At 69.9% G+C, this 20263-nt stretch carries 16 protein-coding genes and 3 pseudogenes; 11 read left to right on the forward strand and 8 right to left on the reverse strand.

Features of this window, described 5'->3' with window-relative positions:
- Positions 1-67 precede the first annotated feature (67 nt).
- On the forward strand, positions 68-757 hold the full coding sequence (locus AB5L52_RS39990) for a response regulator transcription factor (protein WP_351018686.1): 690 nt from the start codon (positions 68-70) through the stop codon (positions 755-757).
- Complete coding sequence (locus AB5L52_RS39995; protein WP_369368150.1) at positions 754-2211, forward strand: sensor histidine kinase; 1458 nt, start codon at positions 754-756, stop codon at positions 2209-2211. The genes AB5L52_RS39990 and AB5L52_RS39995 overlap by 4 nt, the downstream gene beginning before the upstream one ends.
- A gap of 83 nt (positions 2212-2294) precedes the next feature.
- Here the strand turns inward: AB5L52_RS39995 and AB5L52_RS40000 are convergent, their stop codons facing one another.
- The 4 genes and pseudogenes from AB5L52_RS40000 to AB5L52_RS40015 form a co-directional block, all read right to left on the reverse strand.
- Positions 2295-3356 carry an AraC family transcriptional regulator gene (locus tag AB5L52_RS40000; RefSeq protein ID WP_369368151.1) on the reverse strand — a complete coding sequence of 354 codons (1062 nt, stop codon included), beginning with the start codon at positions 3354-3356 and terminating at the stop codon, positions 2295-2297.
- Between the two features lie 252 nt (positions 3357-3608).
- Complete coding sequence (locus tag AB5L52_RS40005) at positions 3609-4367, reverse strand: FadR/GntR family transcriptional regulator (RefSeq protein ID WP_369368152.1); 759 nt, start codon at positions 4365-4367, stop codon at positions 3609-3611.
- Positions 4358-4606, reverse strand: a pseudogene (locus AB5L52_RS40010) (aldo/keto reductase); the annotation flags it as partial. The pseudogene AB5L52_RS40010 and the gene AB5L52_RS40005, both read right to left, overlap by 10 nt.
- Positions 4607-4642: 36 nt before the next feature.
- A complete protein-coding gene (locus AB5L52_RS40015) occupies positions 4643-5584 on the reverse strand; it encodes an expansin EXLX1 family cellulose-binding protein (RefSeq protein ID WP_369368153.1) in 942 nt (313 codons plus the stop codon).
- Between the two features lie 299 nt (positions 5585-5883).
- On the opposite strand from AB5L52_RS40015, the pseudogene AB5L52_RS40020 reads away from it, so the two are divergent.
- A pseudogene (locus AB5L52_RS40020) lies at positions 5884-6180 on the forward strand (substrate-binding domain-containing protein); the annotation flags it as partial.
- Positions 6181-6424: 244 nt separating this feature from the next.
- On the opposite strand, the gene AB5L52_RS40025 reads toward AB5L52_RS40020, so the two are convergent.
- On the reverse strand, positions 6425-6883 hold the full coding sequence (locus AB5L52_RS40025; protein ID WP_369369045.1) for an amidohydrolase family protein: 459 nt from the start codon (positions 6881-6883) through the stop codon (positions 6425-6427).
- Positions 6884-7195: 312 nt separating this feature from the next.
- On the opposite strand from AB5L52_RS40025, the gene AB5L52_RS40030 reads away from it, so the two are divergent.
- The 8 genes from AB5L52_RS40030 to AB5L52_RS40065 all read left to right on the forward strand — a co-directional run bounded on the left by AB5L52_RS40030 (position 7196) and on the right by AB5L52_RS40065 (position 16189).
- The gene (locus AB5L52_RS40030; protein ID WP_369368154.1) at positions 7196-8242 is read left to right on the forward strand and encodes a LacI family DNA-binding transcriptional regulator; all 1047 of its coding nucleotides are present in this window, start codon (positions 7196-7198) and stop codon (positions 8240-8242) included.
- An 89-nt stretch (positions 8243-8331) separates the two neighbouring features.
- Positions 8332-9579 (forward strand): extracellular solute-binding protein, encoded by a 1248-nt coding sequence (locus tag AB5L52_RS40035; protein WP_369368156.1) that lies wholly within the window; start codon positions 8332-8334, stop codon positions 9577-9579.
- A gap of 10 nt (positions 9580-9589) precedes the next feature.
- Entirely contained in the window at positions 9590-10573 is a 984-nt protein-coding gene (locus AB5L52_RS40040) for a carbohydrate ABC transporter permease (RefSeq protein WP_369368157.1), read from the forward strand.
- Complete coding sequence (locus tag AB5L52_RS40045) at positions 10570-11394, forward strand: carbohydrate ABC transporter permease (protein ID WP_351562607.1); 825 nt, start codon at positions 10570-10572, stop codon at positions 11392-11394. The genes AB5L52_RS40040 and AB5L52_RS40045 overlap by 4 nt, the downstream gene beginning before the upstream one ends.
- Before the next feature lie 82 nt (positions 11395-11476).
- The gene (locus tag AB5L52_RS40050; protein WP_369368158.1) at positions 11477-13213 is read left to right on the forward strand and encodes an amylo-alpha-1,6-glucosidase; all 1737 of its coding nucleotides are present in this window, start codon (positions 11477-11479) and stop codon (positions 13211-13213) included.
- A gap of 68 nt (positions 13214-13281) precedes the next feature.
- A complete protein-coding gene (locus AB5L52_RS40055) occupies positions 13282-15141 on the forward strand; it encodes an RICIN domain-containing protein (RefSeq protein ID WP_369368159.1) in 1860 nt (619 codons plus the stop codon).
- Between the two features lie 344 nt (positions 15142-15485).
- Entirely contained in the window at positions 15486-15776 is a 291-nt protein-coding gene (locus AB5L52_RS40060) for a hypothetical protein (RefSeq protein WP_369368160.1), read from the forward strand.
- 17 nt (positions 15777-15793) lie between these two features.
- On the forward strand, positions 15794-16189 hold the full coding sequence (locus AB5L52_RS40065) for a hypothetical protein (RefSeq protein ID WP_369369046.1): 396 nt from the start codon (positions 15794-15796) through the stop codon (positions 16187-16189).
- On the opposite strand, the pseudogene AB5L52_RS40070 reads toward AB5L52_RS40065, so the two are convergent.
- The 3 genes and pseudogenes from AB5L52_RS40070 to AB5L52_RS40080 form a co-directional block, all read right to left on the reverse strand.
- Positions 16102-16419 (reverse strand): annotated as a pseudogene (locus AB5L52_RS40070) (acetylxylan esterase); the annotation flags it as partial. The gene AB5L52_RS40065 and the pseudogene AB5L52_RS40070 sit on opposite strands and share 88 nt — an antisense overlap.
- A 76-nt stretch (positions 16420-16495) precedes the next feature.
- Positions 16496-18427 (reverse strand): alpha-L-fucosidase, encoded by a 1932-nt coding sequence (locus AB5L52_RS40075; protein ID WP_369368161.1) that lies wholly within the window; start codon positions 18425-18427, stop codon positions 16496-16498.
- Between the two features lie 63 nt (positions 18428-18490).
- The gene (locus AB5L52_RS40080; protein WP_369368162.1) at positions 18491-20248 is read right to left on the reverse strand and encodes a cellulase family glycosylhydrolase; all 1758 of its coding nucleotides are present in this window, start codon (positions 20246-20248) and stop codon (positions 18491-18493) included.
- Positions 20249-20263: the final 15 nt, after the last annotated feature.

Genomic DNA, 20263 nt, shown 5'->3' on the forward strand with positions numbered 1-20263 from the left:
CTTATCGATGTGCCTGCTGTGATCCCTGAGATACGGCCTCACCGGCCGTGTGCCGCAGTATGAGCGGGTGGAAAAAGTACGCCTGCTGGTCGTGGACGACGACCCGCCCATCGCCGATCTCGTCGCGACCGTGGCCCGTTACGAGGGCTGGGACGCGGTCACCGCGAACTCCGGTGAGGAGGCGCTGCGGCTGGCCGGCGAGTTCCACCCGGACATCGTGGTGCTCGATCTGATGCTGCCCGACGTGGACGGCTTCGGTGTCCTGGACCGGCTGCGCGGAGCCGGCACGATGGTGCCCGTGGTGTTCCTCACCGCGCGCGACGGCGTCGCCGACCGGGTGGCCGGGCTGACCCGGGGCGGTGACGACTACCTGGTCAAACCGTTCGCGGTGGAGGAGCTGATGGCCCGGCTGCGGACGGTGCTGCGGCGCAGCTCCGGCCCCGGCTTCCAGCGCTCGGTGCTGCGGGTGGCGGACCTGACGATGGACGAGGACACCCGTGAGGTGCGCCGCGGCGACAAGCTGCTCACCCTCACCCCCACCGAGTACGAGGTGCTGCGCTTCCTGATGCGCAAGTCGCCGACCGTGATGACCAAGGCGCAGATACTCGACCATGTGTGGGAGTACGGCTTCGGGGGCCGCTCGAACGTCGTCGAGCTGGTCGTCAGCCGCCTGCGCCGCAAGCTCGACGACACGGGCGAGCCGCTGATCCGGACGATACGGGGCTTCGGGTACGTCATCCGGCAGGCCGCCGAGTGATCCGCCGGCTACCGCAGTCGTACCAAAGGCTGCGGCTCGGCACCCGGCTGGCGCTCGGGCTCGGGCTGCTGGCCCTGGTGGTGTTCGCCGTGGTCGGCACGGCCCTGACGACCTACATGCGGGAGTACCTGTCGAACCAGCTCGACGACCAGCTGGGGCTCGCCCAGGTCGCCCAGTCCAAGAGCGTCGCGGAGACCGGCACTCTCCAGGGCAAGAAATACTTCCGCTGGTACTACGCCGTGTACGACGTGTCGGGCGGCAACGCCGTGCTCCGCAAGCCGGAGGAGACCAGCGACCTCCCCCAAGACATCGCCCCCCTCACCTCCCTGGCCAGGGCCCAGTCCGCCGCGGACAGCGAGATCATGCGCACCGCGGACCTCACGGGCGACGGCGACTACCGGCTGCGCGCCTGCGAGGTCAAGCCCGGTGTGGTCCTGATCAGCGGCGCGCCGATGGACGACATCGACGACACGGTACGGCGGCTGATCACGGTCCAGGTCATCGCGTTCGGGCTCGCGCTGCTGGCGCTGGTGGTGTTCGGACGGCGGATGCTGCGCCGGGGCCTGAACCCCCTCAGCGACATGGCGCACACCGCCCGCGGCATCACCTCGCACGACCTGACGGAGTCGGCGGCCCGGTTGCCGCTGCGCGCCGACAAGCGGGGCGGCGGCCCGGAGGTCGAGGATCTGCGCACCGCGTTCAACACGATGCTGGAGCACATCGACGACTCCCTCGCCGTGCGCGCGCAGGCCGAGCAGCGCCTGCGCCGTTTCGTCGCGGACGCCTCGCACGAACTCCGTACCCCGCTGATGTCCGTACGTGGGTACGCGGACCTCTTCCAGTACGCCGCCGCCAACGCCCCCGAGGAACGCGACAAGCACCTGGCCCGGCTGCGCGCCGAGGCCGCCCGGATGGGTGTCCTCCTGGACGACCTGCTGCTGCTCGCCCGCCTGGACTCGGCGGAGGCGGACGCCCCGCTGCGGCTGCAGGACACGGATCTGGCCGGGCTGGTCGAGGAGGCGGCCGCGGCCTTCCGGGTGAGCCATCCGGACCGTCCGCTGACGGTGACGTCCCCTCCGGCCCCGCTGAAGCTGCGCGTGGACCCGCACCGCATCCGGCAGGTCCTGGACAACCTGCTCACGAACGCGGCCGTGCACACTCCGGCCGGTACGCAGGTGCGGATGGAGGTCGCGCCGGAGGAGGACAGGGCCGTGGTGCGGGTTGCGGACGCCGGACCCGGCATCCCGCCCGCCGACCAGGAACGGATCTTCGACCGCTTCTACCGCGTCGACAGGACCCGTAGCCGCGACCGCGGCGGCAGCGGCCTCGGCCTCGCCGTGGCGACTTCCCTGGTCCGCGCCCACGGCGGCACCATCACGCTGACCAGTGAGCCGGGGGCGACGGTGTTCACGGTGTCCCTTCCGCTCGGCCACGAAGGTCTGACGTACCGGTGACGTGACGGGCGCGGCCCACCGGTTCGCCGACCCGACGCGAGATCGTCGACGCCCTGCGCTACATCGTCGACACCGGCACCCCCTTACCGTTCCGCGGCCTCCCCGCGCAGCCGGGCGGGGGGCACCCCGTGCCAGCGGTGCACCGCCCGCCGGAGCGCTCGCACGTCGGAGAAGCCCGCCTGCCGGGCGATGTCACGCAGGGTCAGCCCGGGGCGGGGCAGCAGCTGCTCGACCCGCTCGCGGCGCACCCCGTCGACGACCGCCTCGTACGTCGTGCCGCACTCGGCCAGGCGACGGCGCAGCGTGCGCTCGCTGGAAGCGTGCCGTCGGGCCTGCTCGACGAAGGACGGCACGTCGGGCAGGCTCTGCGCGATCGAGATCTCCAGCACCTCCAGTAGATCCTGCTGGTCGCGCCTCGACGCCGCCTGCTCCCCGAGGAGTTCCACGACGGCGGCGTAGGCGACCTGGTCGCGGCCCGGCATCGGCCGCCCGGCCCATGCCGTGGGGAACACCAAGCGGTTCCCCACGGCGTCGAACCGTACCGGGCAGCGGAACAGCTCGGCGAACGGCCCGCTGTCGCGTGGGGCGGGAAAGGCGAACTCGACGCTCTGCGGGGCGAACTCCTCCCCGGAACTCAGCCGTGTGAGGGCGACGACGCTGGCGAACGCCTCCTCGGCCAGGAAGATCGCGACCGCCGGATCGAGGGCGGGATCGGGCAGTGCGGCCCGCAGCACATAGCCGGCTTCCTCCTGCCCCGCCGACCACACCACCATCGCCCCGGACAGGTTCTGGAAGCGCACGCCCGTCTCGATGGCCTCCCGCAGCGTCTCTGCGGCCATCTGGGCGAACCCCAGGAGGCCCCAGGAGGTCAGGTGTTGCGCGGCACCCACCCGCAGCCCCAGGTGAGCGTCACCGGTGAGCTCCAGCGCGCGCCGGATGACGGCACTGCCCTGACGGTAGGAGACCCGCAGCGCCGCCGAGCGCATCATCGTCTCGTCCAGCCCGACCCGTCTCAGCTCGGGCCGCAGGTCGACTCCGTACCCGTCGGTGACCGGGGTGAGACAGCGCAGAATGTTCGGCGGGATGGTCGCCGAGGTGCTGCGGCTGGTTCCCGGCGACTGCGCCGGGGCGGGGCTGTCGGACATGGCGTTCCTTGTGACCGGGCGTTGCTCGCTGCGCACACAGGAGAAGGGTTCTTCCCCGATGCCTCTCAGGCAGGGGTACGGCTCATGCTCTGCTCCTCCGGGAACTCGTCCGCTGCCGTCCGCAGGGACGTCCGCTGCCCCGCGCCGACACCGTCGCCGCCACCCCACCCGCCGTACCACCGATAGCGGCAGGCACCCGGCATCGACATGGTGTGGTAGAGGGGCCGCAGGGAGGCCGCCCCCGGGAGCTCCTCACCCCTCCCGGCGGCGGGGCTTCGCCGGAGCATCCCGTCGACGCCCCGCTGAACCGGTGACGGGTGACTCCGAGGAGTGCAGGTGTTCCCTCAGCCACTGCTCCGTGTTGTTGACGTGCAGGAGGGCGGCGGCCTGGCTCAGGAAGGCGTCGCGGGTGGAGAGGGCCGTGAAGATCGACTCGTGTTCGGCGAGGGTGCGGCCCGCGGCCTGGTCGTCGACCAGGCCGCGCCAGATCCGGGCACGCAGCGTACGGCCCGATATGCCTTCCAGGAGCGTGAGCAACGAGTCGTTGCCCGTCGCGGAGATCACGGCCCGGTGGAAGGCCGCGTCGTGGGCGTTGAGCTGCTCGACGTCGTCGCGGGCCTCGCGCATCGCGTCCAGATGGCGCTTGACCTCGGCCAGTTGGTCGTCGGAGATCCGGGTGGCGGCCAGCGCGGTGGCCGCCGGCTCCAGCAGCCTGCGGACCTCCATCAGGTCCAGCAGCGCGGCCGAGTCGCTCTGGAGGAGTTCCACGGCTCCGCCGAGGCCCTCGAACAGCAGGCTGGGCTCCAGACTGGTCACATACGTTCCGTCGCCTCGCCGGACGTCCAGCACGCGTGCGACGGCCAGTGCCTTGACAGCCTCGCGGGCGAGGTTGCGGGACAGGCCCAGCTGGGCGGCGAGGTCCGCCTCCGGCGGCAGCTTCGACCCCGGAGGCAGCGCGCCGCTGCGGATCAGCTCACGGATGTGCTCGATGGCCTTGTCGGTCAAAGACACCGCGCACTCCTCCCACGACCGGCCCGCGCCGGCACGCCCGTACTGATCAGGCCCCGAGCGCGAAGATCGCCCCACAGACCGTCTGGAACGAGCCGATGGTGAAGTTGCACGTTTCGTCCGACCTGTTCGAGGTTTCGCATGCCCAGGGTGACGCTGATGATACTGGGATGCGTGCCGGGGAAGGCCATGGCCGCGGCGGGCAGGCTCGTCCCGTGCTCCGCGCAGACCCAGGCCGGGCTGTCGCCGGGATGATGGATCGGACGTGGGTGGCGGGATCAGTGCCGGGCGAACTGGACCTGGGTCGGTTGCACGATGTTCGGCCGTATCGCGATCCCGCTGATGGTCAGCTGCTGTCCGTAGATGTCCGTGAGTCTGATCGCGCTGCCGCATCCGTGGCCGTCGGCGGAGACGAAGTAGTTGTAGTCGGTGCGGGGCAGCTGCCGCCAGCCGTCGCTCGCGCGGACCTCCAGTCGCGCGACCGGATTGCGGTGGCCGATCGCCTGGATGCCGCACCAGTAGGGGCTGGAGCCGGTCTTGTACCGGATGGAGATCGTGTCGGACGTGCTGGGGCTCAGCAGGCTCCAGGTGATCGGTATCCGGCCGGCTTCGAGCGGGGCGAGCTTGGCGAACGCCTGCTGGCTGAGGTCGAGTTGACCAGGTGCACAGGGAGCCGGGCATTCGTTGGTGATCCGGACCGTGAGGGAGGCGCCGTTGGCCGCGTGGACGCGCACGTACGCGCCGCACGCCCTGGATGTCTCGTAGTCGGTGGTGTTCATCGCGGCGATCATGAGGTCGCTGCTCGGGCCGAACAGACACGCGCCGTTTCCGTCGCCGGCCTCGTAGGCGGTGGCGACCCCTCGGTACGTGGTGCCGGGCCGGATCCGTCCCGTCGACGGTGCCGCGGCCGTGGTGGACGCCGTCCCCGGGGACTGCGGGGTGGCTTTGGCCGATGGTCGTGCCGCCGTGCTGCTCGCACCGGCCGTCGGCGTCGAGGTGCCGGTCGCGGTCGGGGTGTCCTTGTCGGCCGCGTTGCCGGCTCTCACCTGGGCGGTGGCGGCGGGTGTGGCCGCGGCGGGTGCCACATGCGCCTTGCGGTCGGGAAGCAGCCCCATGACCAGGTAGGCGAGAACGCCCGCGGCGGTCAGCCCCACGGTGGTGCCCAGCATCAGCCTCTGTCTGCGCCGCCGCTGCCGCGCGGCCTGCCTCGGTGTCGTCATGTCCATCCGTTCGGAGGATCGAATCGAAGGTGCACCGCTCAGTGGCCGCAGGCAGCGAAAAGGTTGCCGCCGATTTCTCACGGGGGAGGGCTCCCGTCCCCGGAGACCCGGCGGGCTGCCGGCGCCCCGCGCATTGCCCGCAACTCGTGTGCGAGCCGGGGCACGAGACCGGCGTCGGAGTGCACGGGGCTTTCACCTGTGGCGTTGATGACATCCGGAGTCGCCGCTACGGCCGGTGTCATGGCCGTCGTCGGCCTGACGCCGACCGCCGGTGCGGCTCAGGCGGCGGGGCCGACAGCGACCTGTCCGTGAAGCCGTACACCCGCCGCGAACGCCTGGCCGGATACCGTACCGCCGTGCAGGAGGCCGACCTGCCCTACGACCGTGCGCCGGTCACCCACGCCCACGATCAGCAGGGAGCCGTGACCGCGGCCTCTCAACTGCCCGGCCTGGCCGATCCGCCCACAGCCCTGTTCGCCGGCAACGACATCGTCGCGCTGGGCATGGTCGCCGAACTCGCCCGCAGCAAGCGGAAGGACGTCACCGTCGTCGCCTTCGACGAGGTCCCGCCCGCCGAGGCACTCGAACCCGCCCTGCAGGAGGCTTGATCCTCTCTGCGGACTCGGGACGTCCGCCCCCGGACACGTCACCGACGTGATCTCAAGGCCGTTCACCCAGGAGATCGGCCGCCGCACTGCTCGCCTCCTTCGAGGCCATGGGCCGCTACGCGGCGGCTGTTCAGGTGTCGGTGACCGGAGCCTCTTGGACGCGATGCTCTCGCGGCCACCCGGCCGCGCCCCGGCTCCGTCGGAGAGGCCGGGGCGCGTACGCTCTGCCGGGTCAGTGTCCTCGGCAGCAGGAGTCACCCGGTGCCCAGCCGGCGCCCAGCGCGCCCATGCGCTGCGCCGCCTCGGCCCGTGCCCGACCCGTCTGTGATCCCGCGTCGTGGACCACCCGTCCGGAGATCAGGGTGTACCGGACCCTGCTGCCCCGGATGCCCTTCACCGGGATCTTGGTGATGTCCCGGTCCAGGACGATCAGATCGGCCCGTCGGCCCGGCCGCAGGGTTCCCGAGGCGGCGTCGTGCAACTGGTACGCCGTGCCCGTGGTGTGCATGACCAGTGACTGCAACCGGGTCAGCCCTTCGCGGGCGTCGAGCGGTGGGTCCTGGGACTCGGGGTTGCTGCGGTCGATCGCCGTGGCGATCTGGGTGTAGCGGCCGGCAGGCCCGCGCCGGGAGTCGGTGCCACGGCGGCCGCCGCGCGGCGCCGGGCGGATCCGCCAGCGGAAGACATGGATCGCGTCCTCAAGCCTTCAGTACCGGCATACGTCGAACCGATGGACCATCTACGCCACACCTCATCGAACCGGTTCGGGCGAAGCTAGCATCAGGCACTCCGGCCAGCAATCCTTTCGACATGATGCACCGGCTCCAGCCCGGGATTGCAGGAATGCGGTCAGGGGTGTTGACAGGCCTCCGGGCGGTTCCTACCTTCACTTCATGCGAACCGGTTCGACAAACCGGAGATCGCCACTTCACCGTTCCCAGCCTCAGGCACCCGGCACTATGTTCCTCCCGGAGCAGCGAACCGGTTCGAGCAAGGAGTTCCCGTGAACATCGGTGAGATCGCCAAGCGGGCCGGTGTCTCGCGGAGCACCGTCTCGTACGCGCTGAGCGGCAAGCGCCCGGTGTCGGAGGAGACCCGCCGGAAGATTCAGCAGGTCGTCGACGAGCTGGGCTACCGGCCCAGCGCCAGTGCCCGCGCGCTGGCCAACGGCCGGACCAGCACGATCGGTCTGGTCTTCCCGCCGGCCGGGAACCACTACACGGGGATGCAGCTGGATTTCATCGGCAGCGTGGTGGAGGCCGCCGCGGCCTGCGACTACGACGTGCTTCTGTCGCCGAGCGGTGTGGACAGCGACCGCTCCTTCCAGCGGCTGCTGGGCGAGCGGCGGGTCGACGGCGCGATCCTGATGGAGATCAGGCTGGAGGACGACCGGGTTGATCACCTGGCCGCGCTGGGCTTCCCCTCCGTCGCCATCGGCCGCACAGCCCACCCGGAGCGCGGCTGGTGGGTGGGCCTGGACCACACCGCGCTGGCGGCGGCGTGCGTGCACCACCTGGCGGATCTCGGCCATCGCCGGGTCGCCTTCGTCAACCGTCCCGACCAGCTGCTGCGGGTCGGGTACGAGTCGGCGCAGCGCGGCCTGGACGGCTTCACCAAGGCAGCTGCGGAGCGCGGGCTGACGGTGCGGACGTACTGCTGCGGGGACGACGCCGCGTCGGGCCAGGCATGCGTGGAGCAGATCCTGCGCGACGACCCGGCCACCACGGCCCTGGTCACGCTGAACGAGGCCGCTCTGGGTGGCCTCTACCGGGGGCTCGCCCGGGCGGGCCGCCATGTGCCGCGCGACTTCTCCGTGACCGGGGTGGTGGCCGGCCGGTGGGCGGAGACGGTGACCCCGCAGCTCACCGCGGCGGACGTACCGGCGGAGGAGATGGGCCGGCGAGCCGTCGACCTGCTGGTGGAGCAGCTCAGTCATCCCGACGCGCCGCCCCGGCACCATCTCCTCACGCCGCCGATCTCCCTGCGGGCCAGCACCGGGCCCGCGGGAGTCACACCCCCCGTGGACGCGGGGTCCGCTACGACGCCCTGACCGTACCCACGTAACCCTCTTCAACCCTCTTCGCTCCTGGTCGCCCAGCGCCTCAGCACTGTCATGCCCAAAACAAAGGAATTGCTGCAATGAGCCACTCCTCCAGACAGCGTCGTCTGACCGCCGCCGCCCTCACCGCCTTGGCCGTGGCCATCAGCGCCACCGCCTGTACCTCCGGTTCGGGCAGCGCGGATGCCAAGGGTGCCGACAGCGGCACGTACACCATCTGGGACCCGTACCCGCAGTTCGACAAGGGCTCGGCCTGGGCGAAGCTGCTGGACCGGTGCGGCACCGAGGCCGGAGTGAAGATCAAGCGGACCGCCTTCGACACCAGCGACCTGGGCAACAAGACGCTGCTGGCGGCGCAGCAGGGCAACTCCCCGGACGTCCTCATCGTGGACAACCCGGTGGTGTCGACCCTGGCCGAGGCAGGCGTGCTCACCACGACCGACGACACCAAGTTGGACACCTCGAAGGTGGACCCCAACCTGCTCGCGGCCGGCCAGTCGGGCGGCAAGACGTACGGCACGCCGATCGGTGCCAACACCCTGGCCCTCTACTACAACAAGAAGGTGCTGAAGGAAGCCGGGGTGGACGTCTCCTCGATCAAGGACTGGACATCGCTGACGGCGGCGCTGGCGAAGGTCAAGAAGGCGGGCAAGAAGGGCGTCACGTTCTCGGCGATCGGCACGGAGGAGGGCAGTTTCCAGTTCCTGCCGTGGTTCTGGGGCGCGGGCGCCAAGCTGCCCCAACTCGACTCCGCGCAGGCCGTGTCCGCCCTGTCGCTGTGGACGGACTGGCTGAAGCAGGGCTACGCCCCCAACTCGGTGCTCAACAACACCCAGACCACCAGCTGGCAGGAGTTCGCCGGCGGAGACTACGCCTTCGCGGAGAACGGCACCTGGCAGCTCGCCAATGCGAGGAAGGCCGGGCTCGACTACGGGGTGCTGCCCATCCCCGCCGCCACGGGGGGCAATGCCGCGGCCCCGACCGGCGGTGAGTTCGTCACCATCCCGGTCCAGGACGACACCGCCCGCTACGCCACCTCCCGGAAGCTCACCACCTGCCTGACCAGCGCCGACAACCTTTACGACACCGACACCACCCTGTCCTACGTGGCCCCGACCAGCGAGGTCCAGAACAAGCAGGTGGCGGCGAACGCCGAGCTGAAGCCATGGGTCGACGCGGTCAAGTCGGCCAAGGGGCGCACGAGCGACGACCTGGGCACCAAGTACCCCAAGATCTCCGAGCAGATGTGGAAGGCCGTCCAGTCCGCCCTCAGCGGGTCCAAGTCGCCCAAGGACGCGCTCACTTCGGCGCAGGACGCGGTCAAGTGAGGTGGGCCCGATGAAACAGACCACCCATCCGCCGGACCGCCGGTCCGCGCGCGTCCGGGACGGGGCGGCCACCGCTGCCCCGTCCCCGGCCCGCACCAGGACACGCCGCCGTCCGGCCTCCCAGCAGTGGGCCGCCTGGGGATTCCTCGCCCCGGTGACCGTCTATCTCGCCCTCTTCTACGCCTATCCGCTGTACCGCAACCTCGACCTCAGCCTGCGCCACTACACCGTCCGCTCCTTCGTGCAGGGCAACGCACCCTTCACGGGCCTGAGGAACTACCAGACCGTCTTCGACGACCCGACCTTCGCCCCGGCCCTGCTCCACACCGCGGTCTTCACCGCCGTGTGCCTGGTCTTCCAGTACGCCATCGGCCTGGCCCTCGCGGTCTTCTTCAACCAGCACTTCCGGCTGTCGGCCACCCTGCGCGCCCTGTTCCTGGTGCCCTGGCTGCTGCCGCTCATCGTGTCGGCCTCCACCTGGTCGTGGATGCTCAACAGCGACTCCGGCATTGTCAATGCTCTGGCGAGCGCCGTCGGCGTCGAGCCGGTGAACTGGCTGACCTCACCGTCCTGGTCGCTGACCTCGGTGATCATCGCGAACATCTGGATCGGCGTCCCGTTCAACCTGGTCGTCCTCTACAGCGGCCTGCAATCCATCCCCGCGAACCTGTACGAGGCCGCCGCCCTCGACGGAGCGAACGCCTGGCAACGTTTCTGGCGAGTCACCTTCCCGCTGCTGCGCCCGGTGTCCGCGATCACCCTGCTGCTCGGGCTGATCTACACGCTCAAGGTCTTCGACATCATCTGGATCATGACCAAGGGCGGCCCCGCGGACTCGTCCACCACCTTCGCCACCTGGTCCTACCAGCTCGGCTTCGGCAACCTCCTGCCCGCCTTCGGCCCGGGCGCGGCCGTCGGCAACCTGCTCGTGGTCGCCGCCCTGGTCTTCGGCCTGGTCTACGTCCGGGTCCAGCGGAAGCAGGCGCTGTCATGAACCGAAGCACCAGCCGAACGTGGTGGAAGACGACCGTCGGCGTCCTGCTGACCGCGATCATGCTCTTCCCGGTCTACTGGATGCTCAATGTGTCCTTGACCCGCGACCAGGACATGCGCAAGAGCCCACCCGATCTGCTCCCTGTGCACGGCACCCTGGCCGGCTACCGCACCGTCCTCGACGAGCAGTTGCCCTACCTCGGCACCAGCCTCGTCATCGGCCTGGGCACCGTCGTCCTGACCGTCGCCCTGTCCGCCCCCGCCGGATACGCCCTGGCCAAGCTGCGCCCGCGCGGCGGAGGCATCCTCAGCTTCGTGCTGCTGGCCGCACAAATGATCCCCGGCATCATCATGGCGATGGGCTTCTACGCCATCTACCTCCAACTGGGTCTGCTCCAATCCGTCCCCGGGCTCATCGTCGCCGACTCCACCCTGGCCGTCCCGTTCGCGGTCCTGATCTTCACCGCGTTCATGTCCGGCATCCCCGGTGAGCTGCTCCAGGCCGCGCAGATGGACGGCGCAAGGGCCCTGCGCACCTTCTGGTCCGTGGTGCTGCCGATGAGCCGCAACGCCGTCGTCACGGTCTCCCTGTTCGCCTTCCTGTGGTCCTGGTCCGACTTCGTCTTCGCCAGCACCCTCGCGGGCGGCGGCGCCCACGAGCCGATCACCCTCGGTATCTACCACTACATCGGCAACAACAACCAGCAGTGGAACGCCATCATGGCGACCGCCGTCGTGGCCTCGCTGCCGACCGCCGTGATCCTCGTCCTCGCCCAGCGCTACGTCGCCGCCGGTGTGACCGCCGGCGCCATCAAGGACTGAGTCCCCCCTCCCGTCACGACTGCTCCGGCTGCACGCACGCCAGTGGGCCGGTGCCCCCTGCCCGAGAAACGAGTGACGCATCATGACCGCCGCCCCGTCAGGCCCGGCCTTCTCCGTCCACGACATTCCGTTCAGCACATACGGATCCTGGTTCGACATCTCGCCCGTGGTCGCGGAGAAGACATACGCCGAGGACCTCCACCTCGTCTCGCACCAGAACGGTATGCACGCCGTACTGCGCCTGGTCCCCCTGGACCCGGCGACGGGTGAGCGGGCCGCGGCCCGCGTCGAGGCGACGCCGGGCCTGCTCAGCTGGATCGGCGAGGGCGGGCACGTCGACCTCGCCTACGAGTCGCCGGACACCGTGCGGCTGCGGGGGAGCGGCCTGGGTATCAGCGTCTTCGCCGCCGCGCAGGCCCTGACCCCGTTCAGCGGAACGTACTTCTTCCACGACCCGGCAGCGAACGGGCACGTGTTCACGTCGTACGAGACCGGACGCCGGTACCGCGTCACCGTGCTGTCCGGCACCCTCGCCGACCCGGCCGGAGCCCAGGCCCTGGGCAGCGGCGACCGCGGTCTCGCCCTGGCCGCCGCGACGGACGGGACCTGGGAGATGGCGATCGAGGAACTCGACACCTCTCGTGCGCCGTACGCGTCCTCGGCGCCCTTCGACGAGATCGTGGAGGCTGCGAAGAGAGGCTTCAGGGACTTCGCCAACGTCGTGGCCCCCTGGCGCTCGTCCGCCACCCCGGCCGCCGAGCTCGCCGCCTACGTCGTCTGGTCGGCGACCGTACGACCGACCGGCCTGGTCACCCGCCCCGCCGTGCTGATGTCCAAGCACTGGATGGACAAGGTCTGGAGCTGGGACCACTGCTTCAACGCCCTGGCCCTGGCGCCCGGTTGTCCCGAACTGGCCCTGGACCAGTTCGCCCTGCCCTTCGACCACCAGGACGACAGCGGTGCCCTGCCCGACTCGGTCACCCACTCCGAGGTGCTCTACAACTTCGTCAAGCCGCCCATCCACGGCTGGGCCTTCGGCCACCTGCGCCGCCGCCTGCCGACACCTCTCGGCGATGCCGAACTGACAGAGATGTACGGCCGGTTGGAGCGATGGACCGACTTCTGGCTCACCGCACGACGAGCCCCCGGCGCCGAACTGCCCCACTACCAGCACGGCAACGACAGCGGCTGGGACAACGCCACCACCTTCGACCCCGAGCGCGTGGTCGTCACCGCCGACCTGGCCGCCTTCCTCGTCCTCCAACTGAATGAACTCGCCCACCTGGCCACCGAGTTGCGCAGGCACGACGAGGCGCGCCGGTGGACGCGGGCGGCCGAGGAGACCCAGACGGCACTGCTGGAGCAGCTCTGGAGCGGGGACAGATTCGTCGCCCGAGGCGTCGCCTGCGGGGACACCTGGAGCAGCTCAAGCCTCCTCGACCTGATGCCCATCCTGCTGGGCGAGCACCTGCCCGGCGAGGTCGCCAGCGCGCTCGCCGACCGCATCAAGGCCCATCTGACCCCGTACGGCCTCGCCACCGAACTGACCACCTCACCGCACTACCTCGCCGACGGCTACTGGCGCGGTCCGATCTGGGCCCCCGCCACCGTCCTCGTCGAGGACGGTCTGCGTCGCGCCGGCCACCACCGGCTCGCGGACGACATCAGCGCCCGATTCCGTGCCCTGTGCGAGACCCACGGCTTCGCCGAGAACTTCGACGCCCTCACCGGCACGGGCCTGCGCGACCGCGCCTACACCTGGACCGCCAGCAGCTACCTCCTGCTGGCCGAAGCACACGCACACCGAGACGGCCGCTGACCGGCTGCCTCGCCCTCCATGGCCCCCGGACCGTCCGGGTCCCGCCACACCCATGCAGGAGCCGCACCGTGAAATCGCCCCGGATACACCCCAGCCCCACCACCCGCACCGGACGCCGAACGGTCCCTTCCGTCGCCGTCCTGCTGACCGCCCTGGCCGCGACCCTCGTGCCCGCAGCGCCGTCACAGGCCGCCGACACCGGCGTCACGGTGGACTTCGCGACAGCCGGAGGCGCGCCCACCTACCGCGCCTCCGGCATGATCTACGGGATGACGCCGAACGGGTCGCTGCCGCAGGACCACTTCTTCAAGGACATCAAGTGGCACTTCATGCGGGCCGGCGGTGCCCAGCTCAACAGCGGTGGCTACGGCACCAGCCTCGCCGACTACCAGACCCGCTGGAACGCCACGCTCGCCCAGTACAAGCGCACCGCGGCCCTCGGCGGCACGTTCGTGCTGCTCCCGCACGACCTGTGGGGTGCGGACAGCACCACCAGCCAGGGCTGGCCCGGCGACAACGGTGACTGGACGAAGTTCGACAACTTCGTCACGCAGCTCATCAACGACGTCAAAGCCAACCAGATGACCGTCGAGTGGGACCTGTGGAACGAGCCCGACGGCAGGGGCTTCTGGGCTCCCTCGCAGAGCCAGTACCTGCAGATGTGGTCGCGGTTCTACGCCAAGGTGCGGGCGGCCTTCCCGGCCCAGCTCATCGTCGGCCCCAGCATGGCGGGCCAGCCGACCTCCTCCAACACCTGGTGGACCACTTACCTCACCTACGTCAAGGCCCACAACGTCGCCCCCGACATCTACAGTTGGCACGACGAACCCGCCGATCCCGTACCGGGCGTAGCCAGCGCCAACTCCACCCTCGCCGCGGCAGGTCTGACCGCCACCCGTCCGTACCAGATCAACGAGTACGCGGCGCTCTCCCAGCAGAACCCCGGCGGCGGCGCCTGGTTCATCGGCCGTCTGGAGCGCGCCGGCGCCGACGGCCTGCGCGGCAACTGGGCCTCCGGCACGAACCTGCACGACTACGAAGCCAACCTGCTCACCAAGAACAGCTCCGGCCAGTACCTGCCGCTCGGCGAGTGGTTCATGTACCGCTACTACGGCTCGCAGACCGGCAACATCGTCAACCTCACTCCGGGCGCCGCCACCGACGGCCTCGCCACCAAGGACAACGCAGCCAAGAACGCCAAAATCCTGCTCGGCAGCAACGGCAACACCGGCAATGTCACCGTCAACCTCACCAGCCTGAACACGACCTCGGTGGTGGAGAGCGGCAAGGTCCGCGCCGTCGTCCAGCGCGTCCCGTACAACGGCGGCGCCGCGGTGACCGGGCCCGAGACGATCTCCGACACCACCCTGACCGTCGGCAACAACGCGGCCTCGGTGAGCATCCCCTGGAGCAACGCCAAGGACGGCTACACCGTCACCCTGCTCCCGCCGTCCCACACCACCGTCTCGACCGTCGCCGTCAGCGAGAACAGCGGCCAGTGCCTGGACGACACCAACCTGAGCACCGCCAACGGTACCCAGTACCAGCAGTACCACTGCGAGGGTGGCTACCAGCAGATGCTCGACCTCAAGCCGGTGGCGGGGAAGACCAACACCTACACCGTCGTCGACGAGCTCAGCGGCAAGTGCCTCGACGTCTCCGGGGCGTCGACCGCCGACGGCGCCGCCGTCATCCAGTACACCTGCAACGGCGCGGCCAACCAGCAGTTCACCCTCAACCCCGTCACCGCACTCGGCAACAGCAAGGACTACCAACTCGTCGCCGTCCACAGCGGCAAGTGCGTCGACGTCAGCAACGTCTCCACCGCTCCGGGAGCGTTGATCCACCAGTGGACCTGCGACCCGGCAAGCGCCCTCAGCACCAAGAAGAACCAGATCTGGCGACTCCCCGGCAAGCAGACCTCTTGAGGCTCCGGATCGGCTCATCGAAAAGGCATCTCACAGAATCCGGCAACCTCTGCTCCGTCGGCCGCCACTGAAGGGAGCACCATCGGCGCGACTCTTTGCGAACGGATGAGGAATGAGGGCACGGCAGCAGGGCCCACGGCACCGCAGACGCAGGCTCGGCCTGGTGATCGGTACGCCGCTGGCATTGGTCTCGGCAGGCGTTCTGGCCTACGGCGCGGTCTTCGGGACCTTCGGCGACGATTCCCGGCCCCAGGCGTCCGCGGCGCCCCGGCTGCCCGACGACGCGACGGCGGTCGTGGCGGCGATGCACGGCTCAGGCCGACCTGACCAAGGTCTTCAGGCGGGTGCACGACACCTTCCTGGTCCGGGGCATCCCCACGGTGTTCGGAGAGTACGGCGTGCTCGGCTACGACTTCGGCCCGTCCGGCGGAGTGGAGCGCGGCGAGATGCTGAAGTACTTCGAGGCCTTCGGCGCCGCGGCCCGCACTCGCGGCGTGGCCACCTTCCTCTGGGACAACGGCTCCTTCTTCGACCGCACCTCGCACTCAACCGGCTTGCCGGAGACCGCTCCTATGGTGTCCATGCCCGGCTTCAGGCGCGGTTCTCCCGAGGCGTCCCCTGGTCGATCAGCGTGATCGCGCACCGCCCGCCCGTGCTGTCCGCCACCACGGGAACGAGCGGCTCCTTCCGGATCCCCACCCGGTTCAGCGGCGATGTGCTGGCCACGATGCAGGCCACGTACCCCGACGGCACCCCTGCCGGCCCCACCACATGGAGTCCCTACCAGCAGTTCAACACGGCCTTCTCACCCGACTACACCAGGAACGTCGTCTCACTCCCGTCCGCCTTCCTCAACGCGCTCAAGGACGGCACACGGGTGAAACGTCCGGCGAAGGGGACCGGCGCTTGCGCCGGCCCCCAGGCCTACTGCTGCGGGGTCAGCCCGCGTTCGCGCAGCCACTTCAGCTGCTCCGCGGTGTTGAAGCCGAAGCCGCCGCCGTGGTCGGCGAAGGGCCAGGCGGTGATGGTCCGGTCCGTTCCCGCGTAGTGGTTGAAGGCGGCGTAGACGGTGGGAGGCGGGCATGTCGGGTCCATGAGGCCGACGCTGAACAGCGCCGGGGCCGTCGCACGGCGGGCGAAGTGGACGCCGTCGAAGTAGTAGAGCGTGGCAAAGGTCGCCTCCACGCGGTGCGGACTGTGCCAGCGCAGGTATGTGGCGAGTTCCAGGTACGGGCCGTCCCCGCTGGTCCGCGCCGCGTGGCGGAAGTGGCACAGGAACGGGACGTAGGCTTTCCCGGGAACCGGGGGCTACGGCCTGTGCGGTCGAAAGCCCCCGGTTCCACGTGTCCGGCGCCTACGATCCCAGCTCGGTGGAGAAGGGCCGGTCGTAGACCTCGAGGTTGCGTATGGACGCCCATGCCCCGGAAGGCAACCCGGTGACCGTGACACGCACATACTGTGCCCGAGCGCGGAACATGGCCACCTGGACCTGGCTGGTGCTGGTGGTGGCCGTGTTGTCGGCCAGCGTGCTCCACGTGCGGTTGTCGAGGGAACCCTCGATCGTGTACCGGTAGTTGGTCCCGTCCATCTCCCAGGCGATGCGGGTGCCGGTCAGTGAGCGGGGCGAGCCGAGGTCGACCTTGAGCCAGTGGCCGGTGCCGCCGTCGTTCGCGCACCACCGGGTCGAGGTGGAACCGTCCACCGCCCTCGCGGCGGTGTTGCCCTTCGAGGACTCCTCGCTGTCGGCCGTCGCCGTCCGGCCGGCGGCGATGTCGGCCGGCTGCACGGACCGGTCCAGCGTGACGCCGATGACGCTGTCCTCTGGATGGGCGGTGCGGTCGATGCCGGTGATCGTCACCCGGCCGTCGCCGCCGGCCGAGTACGCCAGCCCGGCACCGGTGCGCACATCGAAGGCCCGCGCGATCCTGGCGTCACCGAGCGGCGGGACGGTGAACGAGGTGCCGCTGTAGCCGGGCAGCAGGTGCACGTAGAAGGTGTCGTCCTTGTAGGTGAAGCCGTACTGGCCGTCGACCGGGTTCCACGGGCCGCCGCGGGTCCCGTAGACCGACCGGCCGTAGGACGTCATGAAGGTGCCGATCCGCCGCAGCAGCCCGGCCTGGGCGTCGGACACCGTGCCGTGTCGGTCGGGGCCGACATTGACCATCACGGTCATGTTCCGCACCCAGCAGTTGACCAGGATGTCCATGGCGGTGCCGTAACTCATCACGGTGCCATCGGAGTTGTAGCCCCAGGTGCTGCCGACGCTGAACACCTTCTCGACGAGGCCGGTGCGGATCGCCCCGCGCGGGACGGAAGGGCCCTCGTCGCTGGCGTAGTCGCCCACCCAGCCCGAGCGTGAGGTGGCGACGATCCCGGGCTGGTGCTTGCGCACCATGCCCATCAGACCGAGCGGCCTGCCGTCGTCGTCCGTCTCGCCGTAGACGGCGTCCACCGGCCACTCGTTGGCGGGGTCGCGGTACCGGCCGGGCTCCCAGAAGAACGCGCCGTCCGCGTCGCTGCCCTGCTCCGCCACCCAGCCGCCGTCCCACCACAGGTCGTCGATCGGGCCGTACCGGGTGACCAGTTCCTTGACCGACTGGTACACCTCGGTCTTCATGACCCGCGCGTTCTCCTTGTGCGCGGGATCGGTGGTGTAGTTCCAGGGGTTGGGCGCGCAGTGGGTGCCGCGGACGTCGTAGTAGCCGGGATAGCGCCAGTCGATCGGCGAGTAGTACAGCCCCACCTTCAGACCCGCCGCCCGCACCGCCGCGACGTAGTCCTTGACGAAGTCACGATTGAGCGGCGCCTGCCCCGAGTTCCAGCTGTTGGGATGGTTCAGCGGCCACAGTGCGAAACCGTCGTGGTGGCGCGTGGTCAGCGTCACGTACCTCGCCCCGAAGTCCTTGGCCAGCCGCGCCCAGGCCGCCGGGTCGTAGGCGTCCGCGGTGAACTGCTCGTCGGTGGCGTCGGTGACGTACTTCCGGTAGTCCGCCGGCGTGACCGGGGCGCTGTGCATCCACCACTCGCCCTTGGCCGGGCCCGCGTACACGCCCCAGTGGATGAACATGCCCAGCTTGGCGTCCTGGAGCCACTGGATCGTGGAATCCGGCTGCTGCTCGACCCCCATGTCGGTCCTCGGGATCCGCAGGGCGGGCAGTGGCAGTGGCTGGGGTGCGGTGGGCGCGGCGTACGCGGGTGCCGCCACCGTGGCGGAACCGACCGCGGTGGCCACCGTCATGGCCGCCATGGCGGCGAGTACCGATCTGCGTGAGGTGTATTCCGGCAACGTGGGTCCTCCTGTTCGACCGTTCTCCGAGACATTGGATGAATGGGGCGGAGAGCCGGTCGCTCAGGACGCCGTGCCGGTCACCGAGCTTCCGTACTTCGTCACGTGGTACGTGACGATGGCGCCGCTCCAGAAGTGGAACTTCAGCGTCACCGGCGCGTTGTCGTGCAGCGCCTTCAGGAAGTCGGACGTCAGGGTGATCCTGCCGCCCGCGTAGTCGGGCGAGAAGGACTGGTTGAACTGCTGGTACGGGGTCCAGTCGGCCGGTCCGGCGTTGCTGCCGTCGGCGTACGTGGCCTCCATGGTCGCCAGCACGTCACCGCGGTACTGCGTGGGAAGGGCGAACGAGGCGCTCGTGCCCGTGGTGCTCGACAGCACCGGGGCGTCGTAGGTGATGACGTCGATGTTCCAGGGCAGCCCGCGGGAGAACCGGGCCTGGAGCGTTGCGTTCACCCCGTACGCGCGGTTGCCGGTCAGCCGGGTCAGTGCGGTGGCCGTGAGGGTGAGCCGGTCGCCGGACACGGTGTAGTCCCGTCCCGAGACCAGCTTCTTGGTGCCCTGCCACAGGCCCCGGAAGGTGGTGCCGTTCGGGCTCAGGGTGAGGGACTGGGCCGTGATCGGGGTCGACTTCGCTACGAAGACCTTGTCGAAGGAGGCGGTACCCGAGCGGGTGGTCCAGCTCGACTTGATCCAGGCGAACAGGGCGGGGTCACGCCACTTGAGGGTGGAGCGGTTCAGGTAGGAGAAGGGGTCCCACAGGGCGGTGGTGACCCCCGCGACCCCCGCCTGGTATCCAAGCTGCTCCAGGTACTTCAGTCCCTCACCCCGCTCGATGGGGTCGGGATGGTTGTAGTCGGGCCAGCTCAGCGTGCCGTACTCGCCGAGGTAGACGGGGATTCCCTTGGCGACGAACGTGTCGTGCATCCGGGCGAAGGCGTCGGTCAGGTCCTTCTGGGCGGAGGCGTCGTACCGGGTGCCGCCCGCGATGTTCACGCTGAACGGGTACGAGCTGTAGTAGTGCACGGTGGCGACCAGGTTGCGGTCGTGCAGTGCCCCGATCGTGGCGGACAGGCCGTCCATGAGGCTCTGGGAGGGTGTGCAGCCCTGCGTGGGCAGGACGAGCAGGCGGTCGGTGTTCCCGCCGCCCGTGGCGCGGACGATCTTGTGGAAGGAGGTGTTCAGCTCGTCCAGGAACTGGGTCTTCTGCGCGGGCGTGGCGTGGTTGAACTGCGGCTCGTTGACGCTCTCGAAGAGCAGGGTGCGCGGCTCGTTCCGGAACGTGGTGGCGATCTGGGTCCAGGAGGCGTCGAAGCGGGCGAGCACCTTGTCGTGGTTGGTGGTCATGTCAGCGATCCACTGCCACGAGTCGTGGTGGACGTTGATCACGACGTACAGGCCGTCGGCCAGCGCCCAGTCGACCACCTGCTTGACGCGGTTCATGAACGGGGCGTCGATGGTGTAGGGCGCGGTGGCGGACTGGTGGTCGGTCCAGGTCACCGGGATGCGGACGCTGCGGAAGCCCTGCGCGCGGATGGTGTCGAACAGGGGCTTGGTGACCGCGGGGTTGCCCCAGGAGGTCTCGTCCGGGATGGCGTCCAGCGTGTTGCCCAGGTTCCAGCTGGGCTGCATGGCCGCCACGGCGTCCTTGGCGGAGGCCGGAACCCTGACCTGGGTCCGCGCCGGGTGCGCCGGGCCGTCGTCGGCCGCCGCCATCGTGGTGCCGCTGGTCAGGCCCACGATGGCGAGCAGCGTCAGCAGCAGGGCGGCCAGGCGCCCGGAGCCGCGGCTGTGGTGGCGTGCGGGGTGCCGTATGTCCTTCACCTGTCGTTCCTTTCG

Origin of the sequence: Streptomyces sp. CG4 (assembly GCF_041080655.1) — a bacterium.
In the GTDB taxonomy this organism is placed as follows: domain Bacteria; phylum Actinomycetota; class Actinomycetes; order Streptomycetales; family Streptomycetaceae; genus Streptomyces.

Coding starts and splice junctions, on each gene's coding strand:
- AB5L52_RS40000 (WP_369368151.1), bottom strand. CDS start 3,356: ATGTCCGACAGCCCCGCCCCGGCGCAGTCGCCGGGAACCAGCCGCAGC.
- AB5L52_RS40015 (WP_369368153.1), bottom strand. CDS start 5,584: ATGACGACACCGAGGCAGGCCGCGCGGCAGCGGCGGCGCAGACAGAGG.
- AB5L52_RS40035 (WP_369368156.1), top strand. CDS start 8,332: ATGAGCCACTCCTCCAGACAGCGTCGTCTGACCGCCGCCGCCCTCACC.
- AB5L52_RS40040 (WP_369368157.1), top strand. CDS start 9,590: ATGAAACAGACCACCCATCCGCCGGACCGCCGGTCCGCGCGCGTCCGG.
- AB5L52_RS40045 (WP_351562607.1), top strand. CDS start 10,570: ATGAACCGAAGCACCAGCCGAACGTGGTGGAAGACGACCGTCGGCGTC.
- AB5L52_RS40050 (WP_369368158.1), top strand. CDS start 11,477: ATGACCGCCGCCCCGTCAGGCCCGGCCTTCTCCGTCCACGACATTCCG.